Genomic DNA, 23,915 nt, shown 5'->3' on the forward strand with positions numbered 1-23,915 from the left:
TCATGGTCGGCTTTTTCTTTGGTGTTTCAGTTTACGCAAGTTGTGGTGCACGCAACGTACGCTGCAATAACTCGTGAAACTCTTGTTTATGTGTTTGAAAAGCAATTCGCATAATTTCTGCTTTCGCCTGCAATTCGGCTAACGTCGGCATGTGCATGCTATCTGCCATCGCTTTTGCTTTCGTATCAAGTAACTGTTTGCGAACTTGATAGTACTCGCGCAGTTTAGCCACCATCGCATCAAATTCATCATGTAATTTGGCCATCGTTGTTTCGCACGAAACTTGTGCCTTTGCCGTCGCTTTTTTAAATTGCATTTCTAAGCGAGCTTTCTCAACTTGATAACCATTCGTGCGCTTCAGGTTGCTGGTCAACCCCACCCAAGAACAAGCTCGGATCAACCATTTCGTCGGATCAAAATGCCACCAACGAATACCGTTTCGATAGTCCGCCGAGAAAATATGATGATAGTTGTGGTAGCCCTCACCAAATGTCAGCAGCGCTAATACGCCGTTGTCACGCGCGGTATTGCGGTCGGTGTAAGTTTGCTTACCCCAAATATGCGCTAACGAGTTGATGAAGAACGTAGTGTGGTGATTAATTACCAAACGGGCAAAGCCAACTAAGATAATCGCTCCCCAAACATCACCAAGCATCAAACCTAAAGCAACTGGCCAACCTATTGAGGTGACCAACGTTAACAACAGATAATTGCGGTGTTGCCACATGACAATTGGGTCTTTCTGCAAATCTTTTGCATTGTCGTAATTACTATAGCGCGATGCCTGATATTCACGCAGCATCCAACCAATGTGCGAGTACCAAAAGCCACGCTTCGCCGAGTACGGATCTTTGTCGTTATCGTCCACGTGTTTGTGATGCTCACGGTGATCGGATGACCAGTGCAAGGCGCTGTTCTGAACAGCTAAGGCCCCGCCAAGCGCAAATAAAATTCTTAGCGACCAATGTGCATCGTAGGCGCGGTGCGCCCATAGACGGTGATAACCCGCTGTAATTGAAATACCTGCGAATACGATGGTACCGATTAATCCAGCAATAAGGCCAGCCGAAAAACCGTGCGTCATGCCGTACCATGGTACGCCAATAACACTCACTAAAAAGGTAATGGCAAACACGCTAAGGTTAAGCCAAAGAATTGGGGGTTTTTCAGCGGCTGCTGAAACAGGATGTGACGACATAAATTAACCAACTTAAAAACTAAAAAGAAAATCGCTCGCATTCAGTGAACACGTGTTCGCTCAATTTACCTACCCTTTCTATTGCACGCAAGTAAAATCGTGCAAAAAACGGTGAATTGCGTGAACACACGTTCACTGACATAATCTGTTCGACGACTAAATCAAACAAGAGTTCCATCCTATGGCCGGTGTTCGTGCAGCCCAAAAAGAAAAAACCCGACGCGCCCTTATCCAAGCGGCAATGAATCAGTTGAGTGCGGAACATGGTTACGCCAGTTTAAGTTTGCGTGAAGTGGCTCGTGAGGCAGGTATTGCACCAACATCGTTCTATCGACACTTTCAAAATATGGAAGAATTAGGCTTAACCTTGGTCGATGAAGGAGGCCTTACATTGCGCCAATTGTTGCGGCAGTCGCGTCAACAAATTGCCAAAGGCGGATCAATTATTCGTGCGTCGGTGACCACATTTATGGAGTTTGTGACCAATAACACCGCTATTTTTCGTTTATTGCTACAGGAAAAGTCCGGAAATTCACGTGAATTCCGTTTGGCGGTAACGCGAGAAGTTGAACACTTTACCGCTGAATTAGTCGATTACTTAGTGGACGAACAGCAGTTTGAGCGTGAATTGGCTGAGCTGCAAGCCGATGCCATTGTGCGCATTGTATTCAGCGCAGGAGCCGATGCTCTAGACGCTGACGCAAAGGAGCGCCAGCGTTTAACTGAGCAAACCATCGCGCAACTTCGGGTTGTTGCACGTGGCGCAGAAGCTACACGCCAAGCGGCCAAAACCAAAGAATTAGTGGAACCGTAGCAACACACAATACCAACGTCAGTGGTAAACCGAGCTTCCAATAATCACCAAATCCGTAACCCCCTGGCCCCATAACTAAGATATTAGATTGATGCCCAATTGGGGTGATAAATGGAATAGCCGCACCAATCGCAACCACCATTAAAAATGGGTCAGTAGCGACATTAAGGCCACTGGCCATATTCAATGCAATTGGCGCCATCAATACTGCGGCAGCAGCATTGTTGACAATATTCGATAGAATAACAGTTACAAGCAATAGAATGCTTAAGGCTACCGCTGCCGGGGCATCGCTACTGACTAACAATGCCCAATCCGCAAGTGTCTGAGCTGCACCACTGCGCTCTAACGCCGCACCAAGCGGAATCGTTGCGCCCAACAGCACAACTATTGGCCAGTCGACGTTCTCGTATAATTCGCGCAATGGAATAATATTACTTAAAACCATCGCACCAGCCGCGGCGGTGAAAGCGACTGGTACCGAGAGAATTCCAAGCGCACTTAGCATGATTGCCACGGCAAAGATTGCCAGCGGCGTAAATAATTTTTTACCGGCACCAATGCGCATGCTGCGTTGCGCCAGCGGAAAACAGCCAAAGCGACGAAATACGTCGGTCAAAATTTCCGCATCGCCCTGTAGTAACAAGACGTCTCCTGGTTTAAAGCGAATATTCGACAAATTCGGCTTTACCGGTTGACCTTGGCGCGCTACCGCTAATACATTCACGCCAAACCGGTGACGAAGGCGCAAGTCTGCTGCAGATCGACCAATCAAACGAGAGTCAGGCCCAACCACGCCCTCGACTACTTGAACTTCATCGGAAATTAAAAAACGGTCGGCTAGTTCTTCATCCGCATTCAACTCGAAGCCAGTTGCATCAATTATTTGTTGTAGCGTCTCTGTATCCGCTTCAATAATCAACACATCATCCGCCTTGATGCGGTAATAGCGCGGTGGCGCTGTCGTTACGGTCTTCCCTTGCTTTATCGCAACAACAGCAAAGTTTTCTTTGATGTTACTTTCCAATTCATACAAGGTTTCACCGACGTGGTTCGCGCCTTCCGGTACCCACAATTCGGTCATGTATGAACTCATATCATAGGGTGAGTTAGCGCTATCTCGACTGTTCGTTGTCGGCACCAGCCACCGACTCGTCAACCACATAAAAACGAGTCCGATAACCGCAAGCGATAGTCCTACTGGGGTGAAATCGAAAATACCAAAGCTTTCACCTAAAGCATCTTCTCGAATATCAGCAATGATAATATTGGGTGGTGTACCAATCATCGTGATGGTACCGCCAAGTAACGAGCCAAAAGCCATCGGCATCAGTACTTTTGAGGCATGCCCTAAGCCGCTACGCGACAACTGCAGCGCAACGGGAATCATTATTGCCATGGTGCCGGTGTTACTGATAAAAGCCGAGCAAAAGGTGGTAATGCTTGTCAGTGCTAACATTTGTATCCACGCTTTATCGCCAACGCGTTTCATTAGTGACGCCAGCGCATCAACCACACCCGAGCGCCACATAGCATGGCTAATTACTAATACCGCCGCAACGGTTATTACCGCGGCATTCCCGAAGCCGGAAAATACCTCGTTGGTCGGTACTAACCCTAACGCAGCCGCTACTAATAAAGCGAACATTGCCACTAAATCATAGCGCCAGCGGTCCCAAACAAACAGGGTCAGAGCCCCAAGTAGAATTGCGCCGATTAATAATTGGTCAACCATGTATCGTCCAAACCTTAAAATGTTGTTAACAGATTGGCGTTATTTCGTGGGAAGTCAATAATTTTGCTGGTAAGATTGGGAAATAATTATGAATATTTCATGAACAACGAAACAATAAAAAGCAACGAGGAGTACATCATGCTGCGCAGCATTGGTCTTGTATTAGTCGCTGCGGTAATGTCCGTTTCTGCCCATGCGCGTGATATCACGTTGGAAGAAACCGTTACCGTCCAATCCATTAATAGTGCCGCTCTTGCCGCTGACGGACAGCTGGCTGCTTTCACGCGTGTGGTGCCACGTACGCCATACGCTGATGATGATGGCGGTTCATACATTGAGCTTTATACTGTGCGTGGAACGGCTGCTAGTGTGCCATTTATTACCGGCAAAGAAAGTTTAGGCGCTGTGAGCTTTCATGGCCAAACCATCTATTTTTTAGCAAAACGCGATGGCGCGAAACACACCAGCCTTTATAAAATGGCCACCACCGGTGGTGAAGCACAACTCGCACTGAGTCACGATGCCGCCATTAGCAGTTACGCTATTAGTGCCGACGGCCGCTACATTGCTTTTCGTGCGCGCAGCAAAGCTGACGACACCAAGTCAAAGTTAGCAAAAAAAGGGTTTAAAGCTGAAGTTTATGAGGAAGAACATCAGTTCACTCATCTGTGGCTTTACGATACCCAAACCGAAGACGCTAAACCAGTTCAGCTAACTGACTCACAACAAGTACTGTCGGTGGCGTTCCGTCCTGAACACGAGCAATTACTGGTTCGTGTTGCTCCGACCGCGCTTGTTGATGACAATTACATGAGCAGCCAATATCAATTGCTCGACTTTGAAGGTAAGCAAGTTAGTGCGTTTGAATCGGTTGGTAAGTTAGGTCAAGCGGAATTTTCACCAGACGGTCGCTACTTAGCAGTCATCGGCGCCGCCGATTACAATGACCCAGCCAGCGGTCGATTGTACGTTTATGACACCCGCAAAGACAACGAGCGAAAAGAAGTGTTGCCGGATTATCAAGGACACGTTCAAGATATCGCTTGGCGTCGTAACGACGAATTGATCTGGTTAGGTCACCGTGGCACGCAAAGTGAGGTACAGGCACTTACCATGCAGTGGCTGGAAACACGCATTATCATGGAGCCTAGTGAGTTAATTGCGGTTGATATTGAAGTAACGCCGGGGCAAGAGGATATATTAGTTCGTGCCCACAGTGCCGCCCACCCTACCGAGTTGTTCCGCATTAGTGGTCAGCGCATTGAGCGCCTTACCGACTCAAATCCATGGCTGGCGGACATCACCATGCCGCGGCAAGAAACCGTGCGCTACGAAGCACGTGACGGCTTGGATCTTGAAGGCATTGTGGTTTATCCAACCGACTATAAAGAAGGCCAACGCTATCCATTAATCATGGTCGTTCATGGCGGGCCCGAAGCGCATTACAGTAACGGTTGGCTAGACCGCTACGGTAGCCCAGTCAAATATGCTGCACAACAGGGCTATGCACTGTTCTTCCCGAACTACCGTGGTAGCACCGGTCGTGGTGTTGAGTTCTCGAAGCTTGGTCAGAACGACTATGCCGGTAAAGAGTTTGATGACCTAGTTGACGGTAAAGACCACTTGGTTGAAATGGGTCTCGTTGATGAGAAGAAAGTAGGTATCACTGGTGGCTCATACGGCGGTTTTGCTTCAGCTTGGGGTGCCACAGCACTGACTGAGCATTTTGCCGCAAGTGTGATGTTTGTCGGTATCAGCGATAACATTTCGAAGTTCGGTACAACTGATATTGCAAAAGAAATGCACGCGGTTCATGCCCGCAGCTATCCGTGGGAAAAATGGCAGTGGTACTTAGAGCGTAGCCCTATTTATCATGCCGAGAAAGCGCGTACACCAATCTTAATCATGCATGGCAAAGAAGATACCCGTGTGCACCCAAGTCAATCTATGGAGCTTTATCGCTATCTGAAAACCCATGGCAATGTTCCTGTTCGCCTCGTGCTGTACCCAGGCGAAGGCCATGGTAACCGTCGCGTTGCCGCGCAGCTAGATTACTCTATGCGCTTAATGCGTTGGATGCAGCATTTCTTGGTAGAGGGTAATAAAGAAGCGCCAGCACACGAACTACCTCATGCCGAAAAGTTAAAATAGAGGTGACTTGTGTCAGGTCTTAAGGATCTATTTAAGAAAGGGTGGTGGGTTATTCCCCACCCTTTCCAGCCAGAAGATCTGCGCTACTGGCGGGTAAAGCTCATGCAGAATATTCAATTTATTCTGCAGCTATACACCGGTTTATTTGTCGTATTAAACATCTTTCTATTTGATTATTTATGGATGGCACTCACCAATGCCATCATGTTTAGCGCAATTGTGGTATTGCAAATTGATTTGCGCAAAAACCTAAATATTGAACGAAGCGCACGAATGCTCATTGGCATACTGGTTGCGTTTATGGCCGTTTATTTTGTCATAGCACAAGGCCGTAACTATTCATTTATTTGGTTTAGTCTGTTGCCATTGCTCGCATTCTTTTTACTTGGTTTGCGCCTCGGGTTGTATGTCAGTGGTAGCTTCTTGGCTGCGTTAGTCGTATTTGTTATTTGGTTTGCACCACAGTGGCCAAGTTATGCGATAAATATTCCGGCTATTTTTAATATTGCCCTAGCCCTATTTGCGGTACTTACTATTTCTCGCCATTACGAAAAATCGCGAGAAGAAGCATTTAACTTTCTGGCACGACGTAATAGCGAGCTTGAAGTGCTTGCCACCACAGACCCGCTTACTCAACTGAATAACCGCTCGCATTTAGACGACGTGTTAGAGCAAGAGCTCAACCGAGCGCAACGCCATCAGCATGAGCTTGCCGTGTTAATTCTCGATACGGACCACTTTAAAACCCTGAATGATAGCTACGGTCATATTGTCGGTGACCAAGTTCTTAAAGAGTTGAGCCAAGTACTATTGAGTCATGTGCGCTCTAGCGACATTCTCGGGCGTTGGGGCGGTGAAGAGTTTTTAGTTATCGCTCCAGATACCGATGAGGACGGTGCCGTCGAGCTAGCTGAAAAAATTCGTATTGCTGTGGCAGAACATCGCTTTACTGATGAAAAGCTGCATCTTACGGTAAGTATCGGTTGTGCTGCATATAGTAGTGAAGACACCCTTATTACTATTATTCAACGCGCCGATAATGGTTTGTACCAAGCTAAGCATGATGGTCGTAATTGCACTCGACTAGGCAAAACGACGCGCATTCCAAGAAAATAAAAAAGGCAGCTAAGTAGCTGCCTTTTTCAAATTTCACACCCGCATGGTTAGAGTTGCGGACCAGCGGCAACGAGTGCTTTACCTTCTTCGTTGTCAGTGAACTTTTCGAAGTTTGCCACAAAACGTTGTGCCAAATCTTTTGCTTTCACATCCCAGTCACCGGCATCTGCATAGGTGTTGCGAGGGTCTAAAATGTGTTGCTCTTGAACGCCATTAAGCGCCGTTGGCATGGCCAAGTTGAAGTATGGCAATTGAACAAATTCAGCATCTTCAATGCTGCCATCGAGAATTGAATCAATAATGGCGCGCGTGGCTTGAATTGAAATACGTTTGCCAGTGCCATTCCAACCGGTATTCACCAAGTAGGCTTCTGCACCTGCTGCTTCCATGCGCTTCACCAATACTTCAGCGTATTGTGTTGGGTGCAGCGTTAAGAATGCCGCACCAAAACAGCTTGAGAAAGTTGGCGTCGGTTCAGTAATACCACGCTCAGTACCAGCCAGTTTCGCAGTGAAGCCAGACAAGAAGTAGTACTCAGTTTGCTCTTTTGTCAGTTTCGAAACAGGTGGCAATACGCCAAACGCATCAGCCGTTAAGAAGATAACTTTTTGCGCATGACCCGCTTTAGAAACTGGCTTCACGATGTTATCGATGTGATAAATCGGGTATGACACGCGGGTATTTTCAGTTTTTGAGTTGTCATCGAAATCAACACTACCGTCTTCACGAACAGTCACATTCTCTAACAATGCATCGCGACGGATCGCGTTGTAGATATCTGGTTCTGCTTCGGCCGACAAGTTGATGGTTTTCGCATAACAACCACCCTCAAAATTGAACACGCCGTCATCGTCCCAACCGTGCTCATCGTCACCAATCAATTGACGTTTCGGATCGGTGGATAACGTTGTTTTACCGGTGCCCGATAAACCGAAGAAAATAGCAACGTCGCCATCTTCGCCAACGTTGGCTGAGCAGTGCATTGACGCAATACCTTGCAACGGCAAGTAGTAGTTCATGATTGAGAACATACCTTTCTTCATTTCGCCGCCGTACCAAGTACCGCCGATTAACTGAATGCGCTCAGTTAAGTTAAAAGCAACGAAATTTTCAGAGTTAAGGCCATGTTCTTGCCATTTGTGGTTAATGCATTTTGCACCGTTCATAACCACGAAATCAGGAGTGAAGTTTTCTAACTCTTCTGCTGATGGGCGAATAAACATGTTTTTCACAAAGTGGGCTTGCCATGCCACTTCGGTGATAAAGCGAACTGCTAAGCGCGTATCTTCATTCGCTCCGCAATAGGTATCAACAACAAACAGACGCTTGCCAGAAAGCTGGCCTGTTACCGTTTCTTTTAGATCGGCCCAAATTTCTGGGGTGATCGCTTTATTATCATTTTTGCCTTGATCGGCCCACCACAACGTATCTTTCGTGGTGTCGTCGCGTACGATGTATTTGTCCTTTGGCGAACGACCCGTAAAAATACCAGTATCAACGGCAACGGCGCCAAGGTCGGTGACAACACCTTTTTCAAAACCTTGAAGATCGGCGCGTGTTTCTTCTTCGAACAACTGTTCATAAGAAGGGTTGTGGACAATTTCAGTGACGTCTGTGATGCCATAACGGCCTAAATCCAGATCAGTCATGTGACGGACTCCTGCGGGTCTGGTTTGAGCAAAATTTGAAAAGTAAACGTGGGGCGCGATTCTACCTTCAAACGCGCGAAATTGATAGTCTTTGTCATCATTTTAAGGCTAGAATGGCGCCTTTTACCGCAAAAGTTATGGTTAAAATATGCGCGATAGTTTTCACACACGTATTGGTTTCGTTCTTGCCGCAGCAGGCTCAGCTATTGGTCTCGGTAATATTTGGGGCTTTCCTAGTCAAGTTGCGAATCACGGTGGCGCCGCATTTTTAATCGTCTATTTGCTCGTTGTGGTGGTTCTCGCCGTACCGGCGTTATATACCGAGTTAAGCCTTGGCCATGCGGCTCAAGCCAATCCTGTAAAAGCGCTAAGCTCGTTAAGCACAACTGCGCAACCGTTGACGGCAATCAGCGGCAAAACGATGGGATACTTAAACGTTATCGGCGCCATTTTAATGCTGAGCTTTTATCATTTGGTAGCGGCCTGGATGCTTGCTGAAGGCTTCACGTTTTTATTAACTGCCCTGCATTTGCCGGCAATGCCCCCTTGGTTTGCAGATGCCTCGACGATGCGTGACATTATTTTGTTGCTGGTGTTCGTTGCCCTTACCTTTGGCATTGTCATCAACGGTGTGCAACAAGGTATCGAACGCTGGTCGCGACGCTTAATGCCATTATTGATTGTGTTATTGGTTGGGTTAATTGCCTACATGAGCACGTTACCCGGCTCTGCTGATGGTTTTCGAGCCTATCTGGTACCAGATTTTTCGGCAATGTGGAACGCCGACCTATTAGTTTCCGCCATGGGACAAGCATTTTTCTCTCTGTCGATTGGTTTGGGCGGCATGATGATTTACGGCAGCTACTTAAAGAAAGACACCCGAATCGGTCGTTTAACTTGGAGCGTCGCCGCACTGGATACGATGGTGGCTTTCTTGGCGGGTCTGCTGATTATACCGGCATTGTATGTTGCCATGGCACAAGGATTGAGTGTTACCGAAGGTGAACAACTGATTGGCGAAGGCCGTTTGATTTTCCAAGTGCTACCGGATTTGTTCACCCAGTTAGGTTATGCCGGTGCTTGGTTAGGTTTTGGCTTTTTCGCGTTGCTGAGCATTGCCGCGCTCACTTCAACCATTGCGACCGCCGAAGTACCAATCGCTTATGCCATTGAGACGCATCCACTCAATCGCCGCCAGGCTGCACGTATTATTGCCACAATTATTGCGGTGATTGGTTGTACGTTGGTGATTTGGTTTGAGCCGTTATTTAACTGGGTGGTTACCTATGTCACACAGTTTCAGCTGCCACTTTCTGGCTTGTTTTACTTTATTGTGCTGGGTTGGTTTTGGCAGCGCAGTAACCGGGTACGCGAGTTGGCGGCAACGTCATGGCGCTACCGCTTATTATTCTGGCATTTACGTTTGTTCTGTCCGCTTCTGTTAGCGTGGGTGTTTGTGGATGTTGCGCTGTAAGTAGAAACTTACTTGCGCGATTTGATTTTATTTTCCAAAGCTTCTGCAACCCGTGCGTCGGTAAATTGACGCACGTCACCGTGGTGAATAGCGACTTCTTTCACCAGTGTTGAGGAAATAAACGAATTTTCTTCAGCCGGCGTTAAAAACACGCTTTCTAAGCCCGGAAACAAACGGCGATTCATGTTTGCCAACTGAAATTCATACTCAAAATCGGACACAGCACGTAAGCCGCGGATCAATACCGTTGCGCCCTGCTCTTTTGCAAAATCAACCAACAAACCGCTAAATCCAACAACCGTGACATTGGGTAATTCAGCAGTCACTTCACGCACCAGTTCAACCCGCTCGTCGAGGGTAAACATTGGCTTCTTGCTTGGGCTATTTGCCACACCCACAATAATTTCACTGAACAAATTCGATGCCCGCTCAATTAAATCGGCATGACCATTGGTAATAGGATCAAAGGTTCCAGGATAAATGGCGCGTTTGTGCATGAAATTTCTCCAGCTGATGAAATGAGGATGCGCAGCCCCCCGCTGATCGGGTAAACTATGCTTAATCGTAACAGCTTAAGTCAGAACACTCATGTCCTCACTTAAGTTCACCCGTCAGGTCCGAAGCACGGAGAATTACATGAAGCAAGATTTTTATCAACAGCTTGAAACGCAGTTAGAAGAGCTAAAGAACGAAGGTTTATACAAAAGCGAACGCATTATTCTTGGTGATCAAGATGCTGAAATTGAAGTAGGCAACGGCGAATCGGTATTGAACTTTTGTGCCAACAATTATTTAGGTTTGGCCAATAATTCTGAGCTCATCAAAGCGGCGAAACAAGGTCTTGATGAGCACGGCTTTGGCACCGCCTCGGTTCGTTTTATTTGCGGTACGCAAGATATTCATAAAACACTCGAAGCGAAACTCAGCGCGTTTTTAGGTACCGAAGACACAATTTTATACTCGTCATGTTTCGATGCGAATGGCGGTTTATTCGAGACACTGATGGGCCCAGAAGACGCCATCATCAGTGACGAACTGAACCACGCATCAATTATCGACGGCATTCGTTTGAGCAAAGCCAAGCGCTATCGTTATAAAAACAACGATATGGCTGATTTGGAAGCGCAATTAAAGCAAGCCAAAGCTGATGGCGCTCGCAACATCCTTATCGCCACTGATGGTGTATTCTCCATGGATGGCGTAATTGCAAACCTAAACGGCATCTGCGATTTAGCGGACGAATACGGCGCATTGGTGATGATGGACGATTGTCACGCGACTGGTTTCTTGGGCGAAAACGGTAAAGGTACGCACGAATACTGCAATGTCATGGGGCGTGTCGATATCATTACTGGAACCCTCGGTAAAGCGCTGGGTGGTGCATCTGGTGGTTATACATCGGGTAAAAAGCCTGTGATTGACTGGTTACGTCAGCGTTCACGCCCGTACTTATTCTCAAACTCAGTGGCACCAGCCATTGTTCAAGCCTCTATTCGCGTACTCGAAATGCTTGAAAATGGTCACGACCTTCGTCAAAAACTTTGGGATAACGCGAATTACTTCCGCAGCGAAATGACCAAAGCTGGTTTCACCTTGAGTGGCGCTGATCACGCGATTATTCCAGTGATGATTGGTGATGCGCGCCTCGCTTCTGAGATGGCTGATCGCATGTTGCAAGAAGGTATTTATGTTGTGGGATTCTCATTCCCAGTGGTGCCGCGCGGCAAAGCACGAATTCGCACGCAAATGTCTGCCGCACACACCCGTGAGCAACTCGATCGCGCCATTGACGCTTTCACGCGCATTGGTAAAGATCTCGGCATTATTTAATCGTCTTTTAGAAGACTGAAGGGAACGATTTATGAAAGCATTGGCAAAATTGCACGCTGAACCAGGTATCTGGATGACCGACGTTGAGACGCCTGAATACGGCTACAATGATTTGCTCATCCGCATCAAGAAAACCGCAATATGTGGCACCGATGTGCACATCTATAAATGGGATGAGTGGTCACAGAAGACAATTCCTGTACCGATGGTCGTGGGTCATGAATATGTCGGCGTGGTAGAAGCCATGGGTGAAGGCGTTCGTGGTTTTACCAAAGGCGATCGCGTATCTGGCGAAGGTCATATCACCTGCGGTCATTGCCGCAATTGCCGTGCTGGCCGTCGTCATCTCTGCCGCAACACAGTTGGCGTTGGCGTTAATCGTCCTGGCGCATTTGCTGAATACTTAGTAATTCCTGCGGAAAACGCATTCAAATTACCCGACGATATTAGCGATGATTTAGCAGCCATTTTTGACCCATTCGGTAATGCTGTACACACCGCTTTAGCATTTGATTTGGTTGGTGAAGATGTCTTAATTACTGGCGCTGGTCCAATTGGAATCATGGCGGCAGCGGTCGCCCGTCACGTTGGCGCCCGTCATGTCGTCATTACCGATGTGAACGATTACCGCTTAGATTTAGCGAAGAAAATGGGCGCCACCCGTGCGGTTGATGTGAGCAAAGAGAACTTAAAAGATGTAATGAAAGAGCTCGGCATGAAGGAAGGCTTCGATGTCGGCCTTGAGATGTCCGGCGTTCCTTCTGCGTTTGCGCAAATGCTCGAAACCATGAATCATGGTGGCAAAATCGCCATGCTCGGTATTCCGCCAACCAGCGTTGCCATTGATTGGAACCAAGTCATTTTCAAAGGGCTTGTGATCAAAGGTATTTATGGCCGCGAAATGTTTGAAACTTGGTACAAAATGGCGAGCTTATTACAATCGGGACTCGACCTATCGCCAATTTTGACGCACAGTATGCCAGTGGACGACTTCCAAAAAGGCTTTGATATCATGACCTCAGGCCAATCTGGTAAAGTTGTTTTAGACTGGAGTTAAGGCCCTCAATCAAGGAATAGAACATGGCTGATTTTAAACGTATTAATACCCTCAAAGCGCACGAGTTATGGGAATCCAAGCAAGCGCGCTTTGTGGATATACGCGATGAGCGCTCCTACGTGGCTGCGCATATTCCTGGTTCTATGCGATTAACCGACGCCAATGTTCAGCAATTTCTTAGCGAATTAGACGACAATGACCAGGTTGTTGTCGTCTGTTACCACGGCAACAGCAGCCAAGGGGCCGCGCAATATCTTGCCCATCAAGGCGTCGAAGTCGTCAGTAGTCTCGACGGCGGCATGACGGCTTGGGCGCAAGCATTCCCTGAGGCGGTGGAGCGTAGCTAAATGAAAAAATTACTGACCACACGAAACGCCGACGAAATGGCATTGTTGTACGCATACTTGCAACGCCATAATGTACCGGTGACGGTCAGTGAGCATGGTGATGAATTAGAGCTTTGGTTAACAGTATCGAGCTATCAAGCTCATGCCAAATCGCTCATTCAAGCATTTAAAGAGAATCCAGAGCTTGCCACAGCTGAAGTTCTCGAAGACATTCAAAGCGAACCTCAAGCACAGCGGCCACAAAGTTTCTTGCAGCAGCTTTTGCAACAGGCCGGTTGGTTTACCGCAGGTTACGCCGTTGTTGTTATTCTTACCTTTATCGGTTTGTTAACACCGCTTGCCGAGTCAATTCTCGGCGCATTTTTGTTTAACCCTGACAGCTTTGAAGCGATGCCATGGGCGCAACCTTGGCGTTTCTTCACCCCAGCACTGTTGCACTTTAGCGTGTTGCACATTGTGTTTAATGTGTTCTGGTGGTGGTATCTCGGCGGTCGTTTCGAGCGCTACTACGGCAGTAAATGGCTAATTCTCGCTTTTCTGTTTTGCGCTCTAGCCTCTAACACCTCACAGTTCATTGAGAGTGGCCCTTATTTTGGCGGCTTATCTGGAGTGGTCTACGGGTTATTTGGTATTGCCACAGTGGTAGGCTGGCAAAATCCGCGACACCCATTGTTCTTACCGAATGGCCTCATTATCTTTATGTTGGTTTGGTTGGTTATTGGATATACCGGGCTACTTTGGGTCAACATTGCCAACACCGCGCATACCGCCGGACTCATATCTGGACTCCTAGTAGGTGCAGGCATTCGTGCGCTTACGCTTTATGGTCAGAATTCTGGCCGCAAAGAAGACTCCCAATAGCAACTTATGAAAAGCGCAGTGTTAGCACAACTTGAGTTTCCGATTATCCGTGCGCATCAGCAAGCTGACTGGGCGTTGGCAAATGAAACGGTTCTACCTGACAGTTCACTTATTCAAGCTTGGCTTCTTGATCCTGATTCACTCACGGCGAAATTAAAACGCCACTGCGACAGCTTTGAAGTGAAGGTACTTGGCCAACAATCGGGCAGCATTCGCCCTGATGAAGCCAAATGGCTGGGCGATGACGAACACGCCACCATCCGCGAGGTGTTGTTATGCTGCGATGGGCAGCCTTGGGTGTTTGCGCGCAGTGTGTTCCCGCAAAGTGCGCTAGATGAACAGGCATTGCAGCTCGGGCAACTTGGCAATAAGCCGCTCGGCGCACACTTATTTGCTCAATCAGACCTCGAACGTGGCGCAATTGAAGTCGCTCATTTTTCGCCACAGTCACCTATTGGTCAACTCAATCAGCAGCTCGGGTATCCAGCGCAACATTTGTGGGGACGTCGTAGTTGCTTCAAAGCCGCAGGTCAGAAAGTATTAGTTGCCGAAGTATTTATCGGCGATTCAGTACCCGCCAAACTCATGCAATTGCTGCAAGACGAGGAAGCTTAACATGGTCAAAGTTGGTCAATTCATTAGTGCATGCTGGCGTTTAATGCGCGCCGACCGCCCTATTGGTAGTTTGCTGCTTGGCTGGCCAACATTAGTCGCGTTACTCATTGCCGGTGAAGGTAACCCGCCACTGCGCACCGTGGTTTTATTTATGCTCGGTGTATTTGTGATGCGCTCTGCAGGTTGTGTGATCAATGATTACGCCGACCGCCACATTGATGGCCATGTTAGCCGCACCAAACTGCGCCCGTTAGCTACCGGCGAGCTGAAGCCTTGGCATGCACTGGCACTGTTTGGGGTGCTGTTAATCATCGCATTGCTAATTGTTCTGCAATTCAACCGAGCGACTGTTTTAATGAGCGTTGCCGCCGCCGCTGTTGCCACTCTTTACCCGTTTTGCAAACGCTTTACGCAATTACCTCAGGTGGTATTAGGCGTGGCATTTAGCTTTGGTGTACTGATGCCGTTTACAGCGCTCGACCAAGGTCTGCCATTAGTGGCATGGATTCTGTTCTTTGCCAACATTGCTTGGACGGTAGCTTATGACACTGAATACGCTATGGCAGACCGGGCAGACGACTTAAAAATTGGGGTAAAATCCACAGCGATTTTATTTGCTGGCCACGATAAATTCGCGATTGCCTTATTACAAATTATAACGCTCGCATTATTGGGTTGGTTGGGCTATTTGTTGCTACTTGATTGGGTTTATTGGGTAGGGCTTGTCATCATTGGGCTGCTGTTTGTCTGGCAACACTACTTAATTTGGTATCGCGAGCCAGGCCGGTGTTTTCAGGCGTTCTTGCACAACAACAACGTGGGTTGGGTATTAACCCTCGCTGTTGCTGCGCATTATTGGTTTTAGTTTCTGGTTTTAGGATCGAGCTCTACATACACTGGTTAACGCTCAGCGTTAACCAGTTGTTTCACCGATTGACGAATCGTTTGAAGTACTGCTGGCTCGAGTAACAAGTCCACGGCATCACTTAATTCCCCAACTCGATGGTCAGCCATCATCTCACCAGAATCAACCACACTGAAGTAGCCTTCTGATTTAAGCGTGCCGATTAACGTACTAAGCACCTTCTTATCAAAAAACTCTGGCGCGTTGACCCCATGAATGGCACTGAGACGCTCAGCAAGTTGTACCGAGTGTTGCTCGAGGTCGCTTCGCGCAATGGGCTGTGCCTGTTGCAGCAGTTCCAACACAATGGCATAACGCTGCGCTGTCTCACTTGAGCTACGCGCAAGTAGCACCAATTGTGAATAAGCACGCGAATCACGCTTGGCGACGGCGAATGTGCCCTCACCCGCGTCAATAAGCAAACCGCATTGCACATATTGTTCGAGTAATGCATTAACCCATAACGTCATGTCTCCAGCGCTATGGCTAATAAACAATTCGTTTTGCAACAATGGATGCAACTGGGTTAATAATTTGATTGCAGCATCAGCATTGAAACGCTTATGACCAAGCGCAAATGCCGCTAATAGCGCCGGCACAATAATCATGTGCATGATGTTGTTGCGATAGTAGGTCATCGCTATAGCGGTCGAACCATCCAGACGAATCAACTCGCCGATACCGTCCGCTTCTACAACAAACTTGTCGTGCTTTTTCGCAAGCTGCCACAGCTGTTCACCATCTTCTTCCGGCACGTAGGCATCTTTGCTATATGGAACTTCGCGCATAATGCGCGTGTACAAATTTAACTGGCTTACAAGCTCTTCGCGAGTTAACGCATGATGCTCGGAACTAAGAATCGCCAGAGCACACAAGTTGACGCTGTTAAATGCAGCGGAATTATTAATGCGATACATAATCTGATCCGCAAGTAAGTTCACAGTTGGCGTGAGCCACTTCGGACGTTCTGGCTCTTCAGCGCCAGTTGTAATTGAATCACGCCAGTTTGGTTGCAACTTCTCAAGCGCTTCGCCAAGATTAATCGGCTCACCAAAGCTCACATAACCCTGACCAAAGTTACGCAGATGACGAAGGCTACTGATTACCTGCCATACCGACTCTTTCTCTTTCGACTTACCTTTAAGCTCTTTGAGGTAAGTACCAACTTCCATTACATGTTCGTATCCCAAATAGACTGGAACCAACGACATAGGACGTTGCTGGCCGCGTAACATGCCTTGCACAGTCATCGCCACCATACCGGTTTTCGGTGGCAACAAGCGCCCAGTGCGACTGCGCCCACCTTCGGTAAAGTATTCAACAGGATAACCTTTTTGGAATAATCGGTTTAAATATTCACGAAATACGGTGGAATACAGTTTGTTGCCACGGAAACTACGACGGATAAAGAATGCGCCACCACGGCGGAAAATTGGCCCGGCCGGGAAGAAATCTAAGTTCACACCGGCTGCAATGTGCGGCGGTACCAAACCTTCTTTATAGATAACATAACTCAATAACAGATAATCCATGTGCGAGCGGTGACACGGCACATACACAATTTCGTGGCCTGCTTCAGCAAGCTCGCGAATGCGTTCACCCCCTTCAATATGGATACCGTTGTAAATTCGACTCCAACACCAAGTCATGAAGCGATCGAGCAAGCGAACTAATGTATCGCTGTAGTTTGCGGCAATTTCATGCAGGTACTTTTCAGCCGTCTTCCGTGCTTGCTGCTCCGATACTTTTTTGCTGCGAGCTTCATCGGCAATCGCTTGCTTCAGTGCTGGGGTATCAAGTAAATCCTGAATGACCACGGCACGCTCGGTCATCTTCGGTCCCGCCACAGCATGGCGTAAGCGCACAAAATGCACCCGGGCCACGCGCGCTAATTTATGCGCCAAACGCTGGGTTGAGCCGCGTTGCTCGGCCATTTCGCGAAGGTGTACTGGTGAACTCGCCCGAATCAGAATATGACGACCGGAAAACATCGTCAGCCAAAACTTACGCCAGTGACCTGGGTTGTCAATGTCAGCAACCATGGTGTGCCCTTGACGAGCTTCTTGGCCAGGCTTACGCCCCCAAAACAGGCCGATAGGAACAACTTTGACATTCAATTGTTGGTCTTTTTGATGTGCAGAAATGAGCTTTTCAAAATCCTCGATGGCCTTCTCGGCAGAACCATGATCGGTTTGATCAAGATACATGACACGAGCGAGTTGCTGCCCATTGATCATGAGATCTTCCGTTGGGTCAGGTAACCCCGCACTTCTTAACGCACGCTGCGCCACAAGCATGTCGGTGTTTGACGTTGAACGCATTACGTAAACCACATTGTTATCGCCAACAATCTGCGCCGTCGCGTCATCTAGAATTGTTTCAAAGCGCGTTAACCAGCGTACTGGCCAGAACATTAAAGCGCGCCAAAAGCCTTTCAGACTCATGCAATATCCCCACAAAATACAGACGTATAAAGCATACCACTGTTGCTTTAATTTGTCTGAACGAAAAAAATTTGCACAAAAAAGTTGCGAAACCAAAACACCTGTATATACTCACAGTATTACTGTATAGATAAACAGGTATTCATATGCGACCATTAACGCCTCGACAACAGCAAATTCTTGATCTCATCAAAGACAATATTGATGCGACGGGTATGCCACCAACTCGCGCTGAGATAGCTCATCGTCTTGGCTTTAAGTCAGCGAATGCAGCCGAAGAGCATTTAAAAGCTTTAGCCAAAAAAGGCGTGATTGAGATGATGCCGGGCATGTCTCGTGGTATTCGCTTAGTCGGTATCGAAGAGGAAGAAGTTCCTGAAGGTTTACCGTTAATCGGTCAGGTTGCTGCCGGTGAGCCTATTTTGGCGCAAGAACACATTGAAAGCCATTATCAGGTCGATCAAAACCTATTTAAGCCGCACGCAGATTTCTTATTACGCGTTAACGGTATGAGTATGAAAGATATCGGTATTTTAGACGGTGATTTGCTCGCTGTGCACAAAACACATGAAGCACGTAATGGGCAAATTATTGTTGCCCGCGTAGAAGACGACGTCACTGTGAAACGGTTTGAGCGTCGCGGCAACATTATTTTACTGCATCCTGAAAATGAAGAGTTTTCACCTATTCAAGTCGATCTCACACATCAGTACTTCACTATTGAAGGCTTAGCTGTTGGTGTGATCCGCAATGGAGCATGGTTATGAGAAATCAATTTGGCAATCAGTTTAATGACTCAGGTTTTGATATTTGGTCTGCAGCACCTGAATTCTCGGCTATTCAAACCGATTTAGAAAGCCTGTTACCTCGTTTACATGCGTTATCGCTGCGCACACACCAGTGGATTACTGTCATTGGTGGGCGTCGCGAGATTATTGAGCAGCTTGTTGCCGCGGGTATAAGCCGCACGCGTATTCGTTGGGTGCATGGTCGTAATCAAGATGAGCGTGAATGGGCAACTGAACAAGCCTTGCTTGCAAGTACAAGTAGTATTGTTCTTAGCTGGTTGGGCGACATGTCACCACGCATGCAGCAACGCCTAAAAATGGCGAGCAAAGTCAGCCAAACCCACAGTTTTGTGTTTAATGATTTACCTTCACTTCCCCCACTCCACTAATCCTGCTTGTGAAGGTTGTCAGTTGAGGGCTGCAGTGCAGCCCTTTTTTTATAGTTGAATGTAAAAATTATTCGAAATGGCGGTTTCTTTTTCACCAGAAAATGGTATTTTGAATGTGCATTAACTGCTAACACAATAAACAACTATAAATATTGATACATAACAACAAAGGGTTAGTGGGGAAAGCGATTTTTCTTTTGAAATGCTGTTCCTTTTTCTACTCACCTCGTTGTTCTTCAGGCTCGCACTTCGGTGTATTCGTGGGAAATCCACGTCGGAAGAATGAGAGGAGATGTCGCGTGAGTACTAGACTCATCACTGCGCTATTGGCAAGTATTCCACTTGCTGCTAGTGCGCAATCGCAGTTGAACCTGACTCAAGGTGTTACCGAGATCAGTCAACGCGTTTACGACCTGCACATGACAATTTTTTACATTTGCTGTGTGATAGGTGTCATCGTTTTCGGTGCCATGTTCGTGTCAATGATCTTGCACCGCAAATCGAAAGGCCACAAACCAGCTACGTTCCATGAAAACGTAAAAGTTGAGATTCTGTGGACCGTTATCCCATTTTTGATTCTGGTCGGTATGGCCATTCCAGCTACTAAGACACTTTTTGCTATGGAAGACGCGTCTGAGGCTGAAGTGACTGTATTGGTGACAGGTTCACAGTGGAAGTGGCATTACAAATATTTCGACCGAGATGTCGAATTTTTCAGTTTGCTTGCTACTCGCCAAGATCAAATCAACAATCGTCTCGACAAAGGCGAAAACTATTTGCTTGAAGTCGACCGCCCACTGGTTATCCCAACCGATACGAAAGTTCGCTTCTTAGTTACCTCAGATGACGTTATCCACTCGTGGTGGGTACCGGATTTTGCTGTGAAAAAAGACGCTAACCCAGGCTTTATCAACGAAGCTTGGACTAAAGTTGACAAGCCGGGCATCTATCGGGGTCAGTGCGCTGAACTTTGCGGTAAAGATCACGGCTTTATGCCAGTTGTGGTTATTGCAAAAGAACCAGCTGAGTATGAAGCGTGGATAAGCGAACAAGAAGCCATTGCTAAAGCCGAGAAAGAAGAAGAACAACGTCTACTATCTATGTCGATGAGTAAAGAAGAACTCATGGAACTCGGCGAACGCATTTATCTTGGTAGCTGCGCTGCCTGTCACCAGGCAAATGGTGAAGGTATCCCAGGTGTATTCCCAAGCCTCAAAGGCACCGAAATGGTGATGAATGATAAAGCTGGTCACATCGACATTGTTGTAAACGGTAAAGCTGGTACGGCTATGCAGGCATTCGGCAATCAGTTGAGCCTGCGTGAATTAGCGGCAGTTATTACCTACGAGCGCAACGCTTGGGGCAATGATACCGGCGACCTGATTCAGGCCGCTGACGTTAATGACTATTTGAATAATTAAGGGAGACCCGATATGAGCACAGTTGCTGGCGAGATGGATCACCACGATCATCACCACCACGCGCCATCGGGTATTACCCGTTGGCTATTCACGACGAACCATAAAGACATTGGCTCAATGTACTTATGGTTCAGTTTCATCATGTTTTTGGTTGGCGGCTCCATGGCGATGGTTATTCGCGCCGAGTTATTCCAACCAGGCCTACAACTTGTAGACCCGCACTTCTTTAACCAAATGACAACCGTTCACGGTCTGATTATGGTGTTTGGTGCGGTTATGCCGGCTTTCACTGGCCTTGCTAACTGGATGGTTCCAATGATGATTGGTGCCCCAGATATGGCATTGCCGCGGATGAACAACTGGAGCTTCTGGATTCTGCCATTTGCGTTTGCAATCCTGCTTGCATCGTTGTTTATGGAAGGCGGTGGTCCGGCTTTCGGTTGGACTTTCTACGCACCACTATCAACCACCTACAGTAGCGACTCAACTGCATTGTTCGTGTTCTCGGTTCACATCATGGGTATTTCGTCCATTATGGGCGCGATTAACGTGATTGTTACCATTATGAACATGCGTGCTCCGGGCATGACCTACATGAAGATGCCACTGTTTGTGTGGACATGGTTTATCACCGCGTTCTTGCTGATTGCGGTAATGCCGGTGCTTGCCGGCGCGGTAACCATGGTGCTCACTGACAAATACTTCGGTACCAGCTTCTTTGATGCGGCCGGTGGCGGTGACCCAGTGTTGTTCCAGCATATCTTCTGGTTCTTTGGACACCCCGAAGTTTACATCATGATTCTACCGTCATTTGGTATTATCTCGGCGATTATTCCGGCATTTTCTCGTAAGAAACTGTTCGGTTACTCATCGATGGTATATGCAACAGCAGCCATTGCCGGCTTGAGTTTCATTGTTTGGGCGCACCACATGTTCACCACCGGTATGCCAGTTGCGGCGGAGATATTCTTCATGTACGCAACCATGCTGATTTCAGTACCAACTGGGGTGAAGGTGTTTAACTGGGTTGCCACCATGTGGCGGGGTTCAATTAGTTTTGAAACACCGATGTTGTTTGCCCTCGCGTTCGTGATTCTATTCACCATTGGCGGCTTCTCAGGCTTGATGCTCGCGATTACTCCAGTGGACTTCCAGTATCACGACACCTATTTCGTGGTGGCACATTTCCACTATGTATTGGTGAGCGGTGCAATCTTCTCGATTATGGCGGCAGCTTACTACTGGTTACCAAAATGGACGGGGTACATGTACGACGAAACCTTAGCGAAATGGCACTTCTGGTGCTCGCTAATTTCCGTCAACGTACTGTTCTTCCCAATGCACTTTGCTGGTCTTGCAGGTATGCCACGTCGTATCCCTGACTACTCACTGCAATTCGCGGATATTAACCAGATCGTTAGTATTGGCGGCTTCGCATTTGGTTTATCCCAATTGATATTCCTCTGGGTGGTTATCAAATGTGTACGCGGCGGTGAGAAAGCACCAGCGAAACCATGGGAAGGTGCAGAAGGTCTCGAGTGGACAGTGCCGTCACCGGCGCCATACCACACCTTTGAAACACCACCTGAGGTGAAGTAGTCATGACTACCAATAGCCCAACACCAAACCCAACACCGCGCGCAGACAATGCGCGCGTCGTAAGACGCTTGCTCTTTGTGGTCGTCGGCATGTTTGGTTTCGGCTTTGCACTGGTGCCGCTGTACGAGGTGTTCTGCGATATTACTGGATTCAACGGCCGCACTAAGAATGAACAAGCCGCCGCGAATACACGTAGTGTCGACACCTCGCGCACCATTAATGTGCAATTTATAACTCGGGTTAACAAAGGAATGCCGTGGGGTTTCGAACCGGAAGTAAAGTCAGTTCGTGTCCATCCGGGCGAAACGAAAGTCGTGAATTTCTTGGCACGCAATCCAACCGGGCAAAATATGGTCGCGCAAGCGATTCCATCGGTTGCTCCGGGCGAGGCGGGTTTGTATTTAAACAAAACCGAATGCTTTTGCTTTAACCAACAGCCACTTGCTGCCGGTGCGGATACAAAAATGCCAATGCAGTTCTACTTAGACCCTGACATTCCTAAACACATACACACGTTGACTTTGTCATACACCATGTACGATATGACAGCCAATGCTCAACCGGATGTTATTGCTTCGTTTGAAGCGGCAACATCGGCAGACTGAGGATTCGTTTTATGGCACAACAACACGAAAAATATTATGTACCGGCCTCAAGTCCGTGGCCTATTGTGGGTGCAATTGGACTCGGCTTGATTGCCTTCGGTGCAGGCCACACCGTTATTGACATGAAAAATGAAGCCGCCGACGGCTGGGGCTCAAACGTTCTTTTTGGCGGCATTGCCGTAATGATTGTGATGTTATTTGGTTGGTTTCGCGATCAAATCAATGAGTCAATGTCTGGCTTATACAGCAATCAACTCGGCCATTCGTACCGTCAAGGTATGAGCTGGTTTATCTTCTCGGAAATTATGTTCTTCGCTGCGTTTTTTGGCGCCTTGTTCTATGCCCGCGTTATTGCTGTTGAATGGCTTGGCGGCGCGAGTAACAATGCCATGACAAACGAAGTGCTGTGGCCTGGTTTTGAAGCACATTGGCCACTGACACAAACGCCAGGCGGCACCGAGTCAGGTGCAATGGGTTGGATGGGCTTACCACTCTACAACACCATTATTCTGATTGTCTCGAGTGTTACCTGTCATTTTGCTCACGTAGGCCTCGAGAAGAATAACCGGAAACAACTCACCGTTTGGCTCGGTATCACCATTATTCTCGGCTGTATCTTCCTGTACTTACAAGGTGCAGAGTACGTGCACGCGTATGAAGAACTTGGTTTGACGCTCGATTCAGGCATTTACGGTAACACTTTCTACATGCTCACCGGATTCCACGGTATGCACGTTACCCTCGGTACCTTGATGCTAATCATCATGTTCCTACGTGTTATCAAAGGCCACTTCACGCCAGACAATCACTTTGCTTTCCAAGCAACGAGCTGGTACTGGCACTTTGTTGATGTGGTATGGGTTTGCTTGTTTATCTTTGTGTACGTTTTATAACGTAAAACGAATTGTAGTAACTAAC

Annotated in this window: 21 protein-coding genes; 16 read left to right on the forward strand and 5 right to left on the reverse strand. The window is 47.6% G+C overall.

Annotated elements, in window-relative coordinates; translation table 11 throughout:
* Window positions 1-31 precede the first annotated feature (31 nt).
* Window positions 32-1,198, reverse strand: coding sequence for an acyl-CoA desaturase (locus CWI76_RS07055; protein WP_126759636.1), 1,167 nt, complete (start codon window positions 1,196-1,198; stop codon window positions 32-34).
* Between the two features lie 181 nt (window positions 1,199-1,379).
* Between CWI76_RS07055 and fabR the strand changes: the two genes are divergently transcribed.
* Window positions 1,380-2,012, forward strand: a complete 633-nt coding sequence (fabR, locus tag CWI76_RS07060) for an HTH-type transcriptional repressor FabR (RefSeq protein WP_126759637.1) — start codon at window positions 1,380-1,382, stop codon at window positions 2,010-2,012.
* Here fabR and CWI76_RS07065 read toward each other — a convergent pair.
* The gene (locus CWI76_RS07065) at window positions 1,969-3,747 is read right to left on the reverse strand and encodes an SLC13 family permease (protein WP_126759638.1); all 1,779 of its coding nucleotides are present in this window, start codon (window positions 3,745-3,747) and stop codon (window positions 1,969-1,971) included. The two genes, fabR and CWI76_RS07065, sit on opposite strands and share 44 nt — an antisense overlap.
* A 138-nt stretch (window positions 3,748-3,885) precedes the next feature.
* Between CWI76_RS07065 and CWI76_RS07070 the strand changes: the two genes are divergently transcribed.
* The gene (locus CWI76_RS07070; RefSeq protein ID WP_126759639.1) at window positions 3,886-5,898 is read left to right on the forward strand and encodes a S9 family peptidase; all 2,013 of its coding nucleotides are present in this window, start codon (window positions 3,886-3,888) and stop codon (window positions 5,896-5,898) included.
* Window positions 5,899-5,907: 9 nt separating this feature from the next.
* Window positions 5,908-7,014, forward strand: a complete 1,107-nt coding sequence (locus CWI76_RS07075) for a GGDEF domain-containing protein (protein WP_126759640.1) — start codon at window positions 5,908-5,910, stop codon at window positions 7,012-7,014.
* A gap of 47 nt (window positions 7,015-7,061) precedes the next feature.
* On the opposite strand, the gene pckA is transcribed toward CWI76_RS07075, so the two are convergent.
* The gene (pckA, locus tag CWI76_RS07080; RefSeq protein ID WP_126759641.1) at window positions 7,062-8,663 is read right to left on the reverse strand and encodes a phosphoenolpyruvate carboxykinase (ATP); all 1,602 of its coding nucleotides are present in this window, start codon (window positions 8,661-8,663) and stop codon (window positions 7,062-7,064) included.
* A gap of 148 nt (window positions 8,664-8,811) precedes the next feature.
* Here pckA and CWI76_RS07085 point away from each other — a divergent pair, with 148 nt between their 5' ends.
* Entirely contained in the window at window positions 8,812-10,137 is a 1,326-nt protein-coding gene (locus tag CWI76_RS07085) for a sodium-dependent transporter (protein WP_126759642.1), read from the forward strand.
* Between the two features lie 8 nt (window positions 10,138-10,145).
* Here CWI76_RS07085 and coaD read toward each other — a convergent pair whose 3' ends face one another.
* Window positions 10,146-10,634 (reverse strand): pantetheine-phosphate adenylyltransferase, encoded by a 489-nt coding sequence (gene coaD, locus CWI76_RS07090; protein ID WP_126759643.1) that lies wholly within the window; start codon window positions 10,632-10,634, stop codon window positions 10,146-10,148.
* Window positions 10,635-10,773: 139 nt separating this feature from the next.
* On the opposite strand from coaD, the gene CWI76_RS07095 reads away from it, so the two are divergent.
* From CWI76_RS07095 to ubiA, 6 genes are read left to right on the forward strand one after another with little or no spacing between them, the layout of a single operon-like run.
* Window positions 10,774-11,967, forward strand: coding sequence for a glycine C-acetyltransferase (locus CWI76_RS07095; protein ID WP_126759644.1), 1,194 nt, complete (start codon window positions 10,774-10,776; stop codon window positions 11,965-11,967).
* A gap of 31 nt (window positions 11,968-11,998) precedes the next feature.
* The gene (gene tdh / locus CWI76_RS07100) at window positions 11,999-13,024 is read left to right on the forward strand and encodes an L-threonine 3-dehydrogenase (RefSeq protein ID WP_126759645.1); all 1,026 of its coding nucleotides are present in this window, start codon (window positions 11,999-12,001) and stop codon (window positions 13,022-13,024) included.
* Between the two features lie 23 nt (window positions 13,025-13,047).
* Complete coding sequence (gene glpE, locus CWI76_RS07105) at window positions 13,048-13,371, forward strand: thiosulfate sulfurtransferase GlpE (protein ID WP_126759646.1); 324 nt, start codon at window positions 13,048-13,050, stop codon at window positions 13,369-13,371.
* On the forward strand, window positions 13,372-14,232 hold the full coding sequence (locus CWI76_RS07110) for a rhomboid family intramembrane serine protease (RefSeq protein ID WP_126759647.1): 861 nt from the start codon (window positions 13,372-13,374) through the stop codon (window positions 14,230-14,232).
* A gap of 6 nt (window positions 14,233-14,238) precedes the next feature.
* Entirely contained in the window at window positions 14,239-14,847 is a 609-nt protein-coding gene (locus CWI76_RS07115; RefSeq protein ID WP_126759648.1) for a chorismate--pyruvate lyase family protein, read from the forward strand.
* Window position 14,848: 1 nt separating this feature from the next.
* A complete protein-coding gene (ubiA, locus tag CWI76_RS07120; RefSeq protein ID WP_126759649.1) occupies window positions 14,849-15,712 on the forward strand; it encodes a 4-hydroxybenzoate octaprenyltransferase in 864 nt (287 codons plus the stop codon).
* A gap of 35 nt (window positions 15,713-15,747) precedes the next feature.
* On the opposite strand, the gene plsB is transcribed toward ubiA, so the two are convergent.
* On the reverse strand, window positions 15,748-18,195 hold the full coding sequence (plsB, locus tag CWI76_RS07125) for a glycerol-3-phosphate 1-O-acyltransferase PlsB (protein ID WP_126759650.1): 2,448 nt from the start codon (window positions 18,193-18,195) through the stop codon (window positions 15,748-15,750).
* A 146-nt stretch (window positions 18,196-18,341) separates the two neighbouring features.
* Between plsB and lexA the strand changes: the two genes are divergently transcribed.
* From lexA to CWI76_RS07155, 6 genes are all read left to right on the forward strand, one after another.
* Entirely contained in the window at window positions 18,342-18,962 is a 621-nt protein-coding gene (lexA, locus tag CWI76_RS07130) for a transcriptional repressor LexA (protein ID WP_126759651.1), read from the forward strand.
* Complete coding sequence (locus CWI76_RS07135) at window positions 18,959-19,372, forward strand: hypothetical protein (protein WP_126759652.1); 414 nt, start codon at window positions 18,959-18,961, stop codon at window positions 19,370-19,372. The genes lexA and CWI76_RS07135 overlap by 4 nt, the downstream gene beginning before the upstream one ends.
* Window positions 19,373-19,671: 299 nt before the next feature.
* Window positions 19,672-20,793 (forward strand): cytochrome c oxidase subunit II, encoded by a 1,122-nt coding sequence (coxB, locus tag CWI76_RS07140; RefSeq protein WP_126759653.1) that lies wholly within the window; start codon window positions 19,672-19,674, stop codon window positions 20,791-20,793.
* Between the two features lie 12 nt (window positions 20,794-20,805).
* Complete coding sequence (gene ctaD / locus CWI76_RS07145) at window positions 20,806-22,392, forward strand: cytochrome c oxidase subunit I (protein WP_126759654.1); 1,587 nt, start codon at window positions 20,806-20,808, stop codon at window positions 22,390-22,392.
* A gap of 2 nt (window positions 22,393-22,394) precedes the next feature.
* A complete protein-coding gene (locus CWI76_RS07150) occupies window positions 22,395-22,997 on the forward strand; it encodes a cytochrome c oxidase assembly protein (RefSeq protein WP_126759655.1) in 603 nt (200 codons plus the stop codon).
* A gap of 11 nt (window positions 22,998-23,008) precedes the next feature.
* Entirely contained in the window at window positions 23,009-23,890 is an 882-nt protein-coding gene (locus CWI76_RS07155; protein WP_126759656.1) for a cytochrome c oxidase subunit 3, read from the forward strand.
* Window positions 23,891-23,915 lie beyond the last annotated feature (25 nt).

This window comes from Pseudidiomarina marina (genome assembly GCF_003987045.1).
Taxonomy (GTDB): Bacteria; Pseudomonadota; Gammaproteobacteria; order Enterobacterales; family Alteromonadaceae; genus Pseudidiomarina; species Pseudidiomarina marina.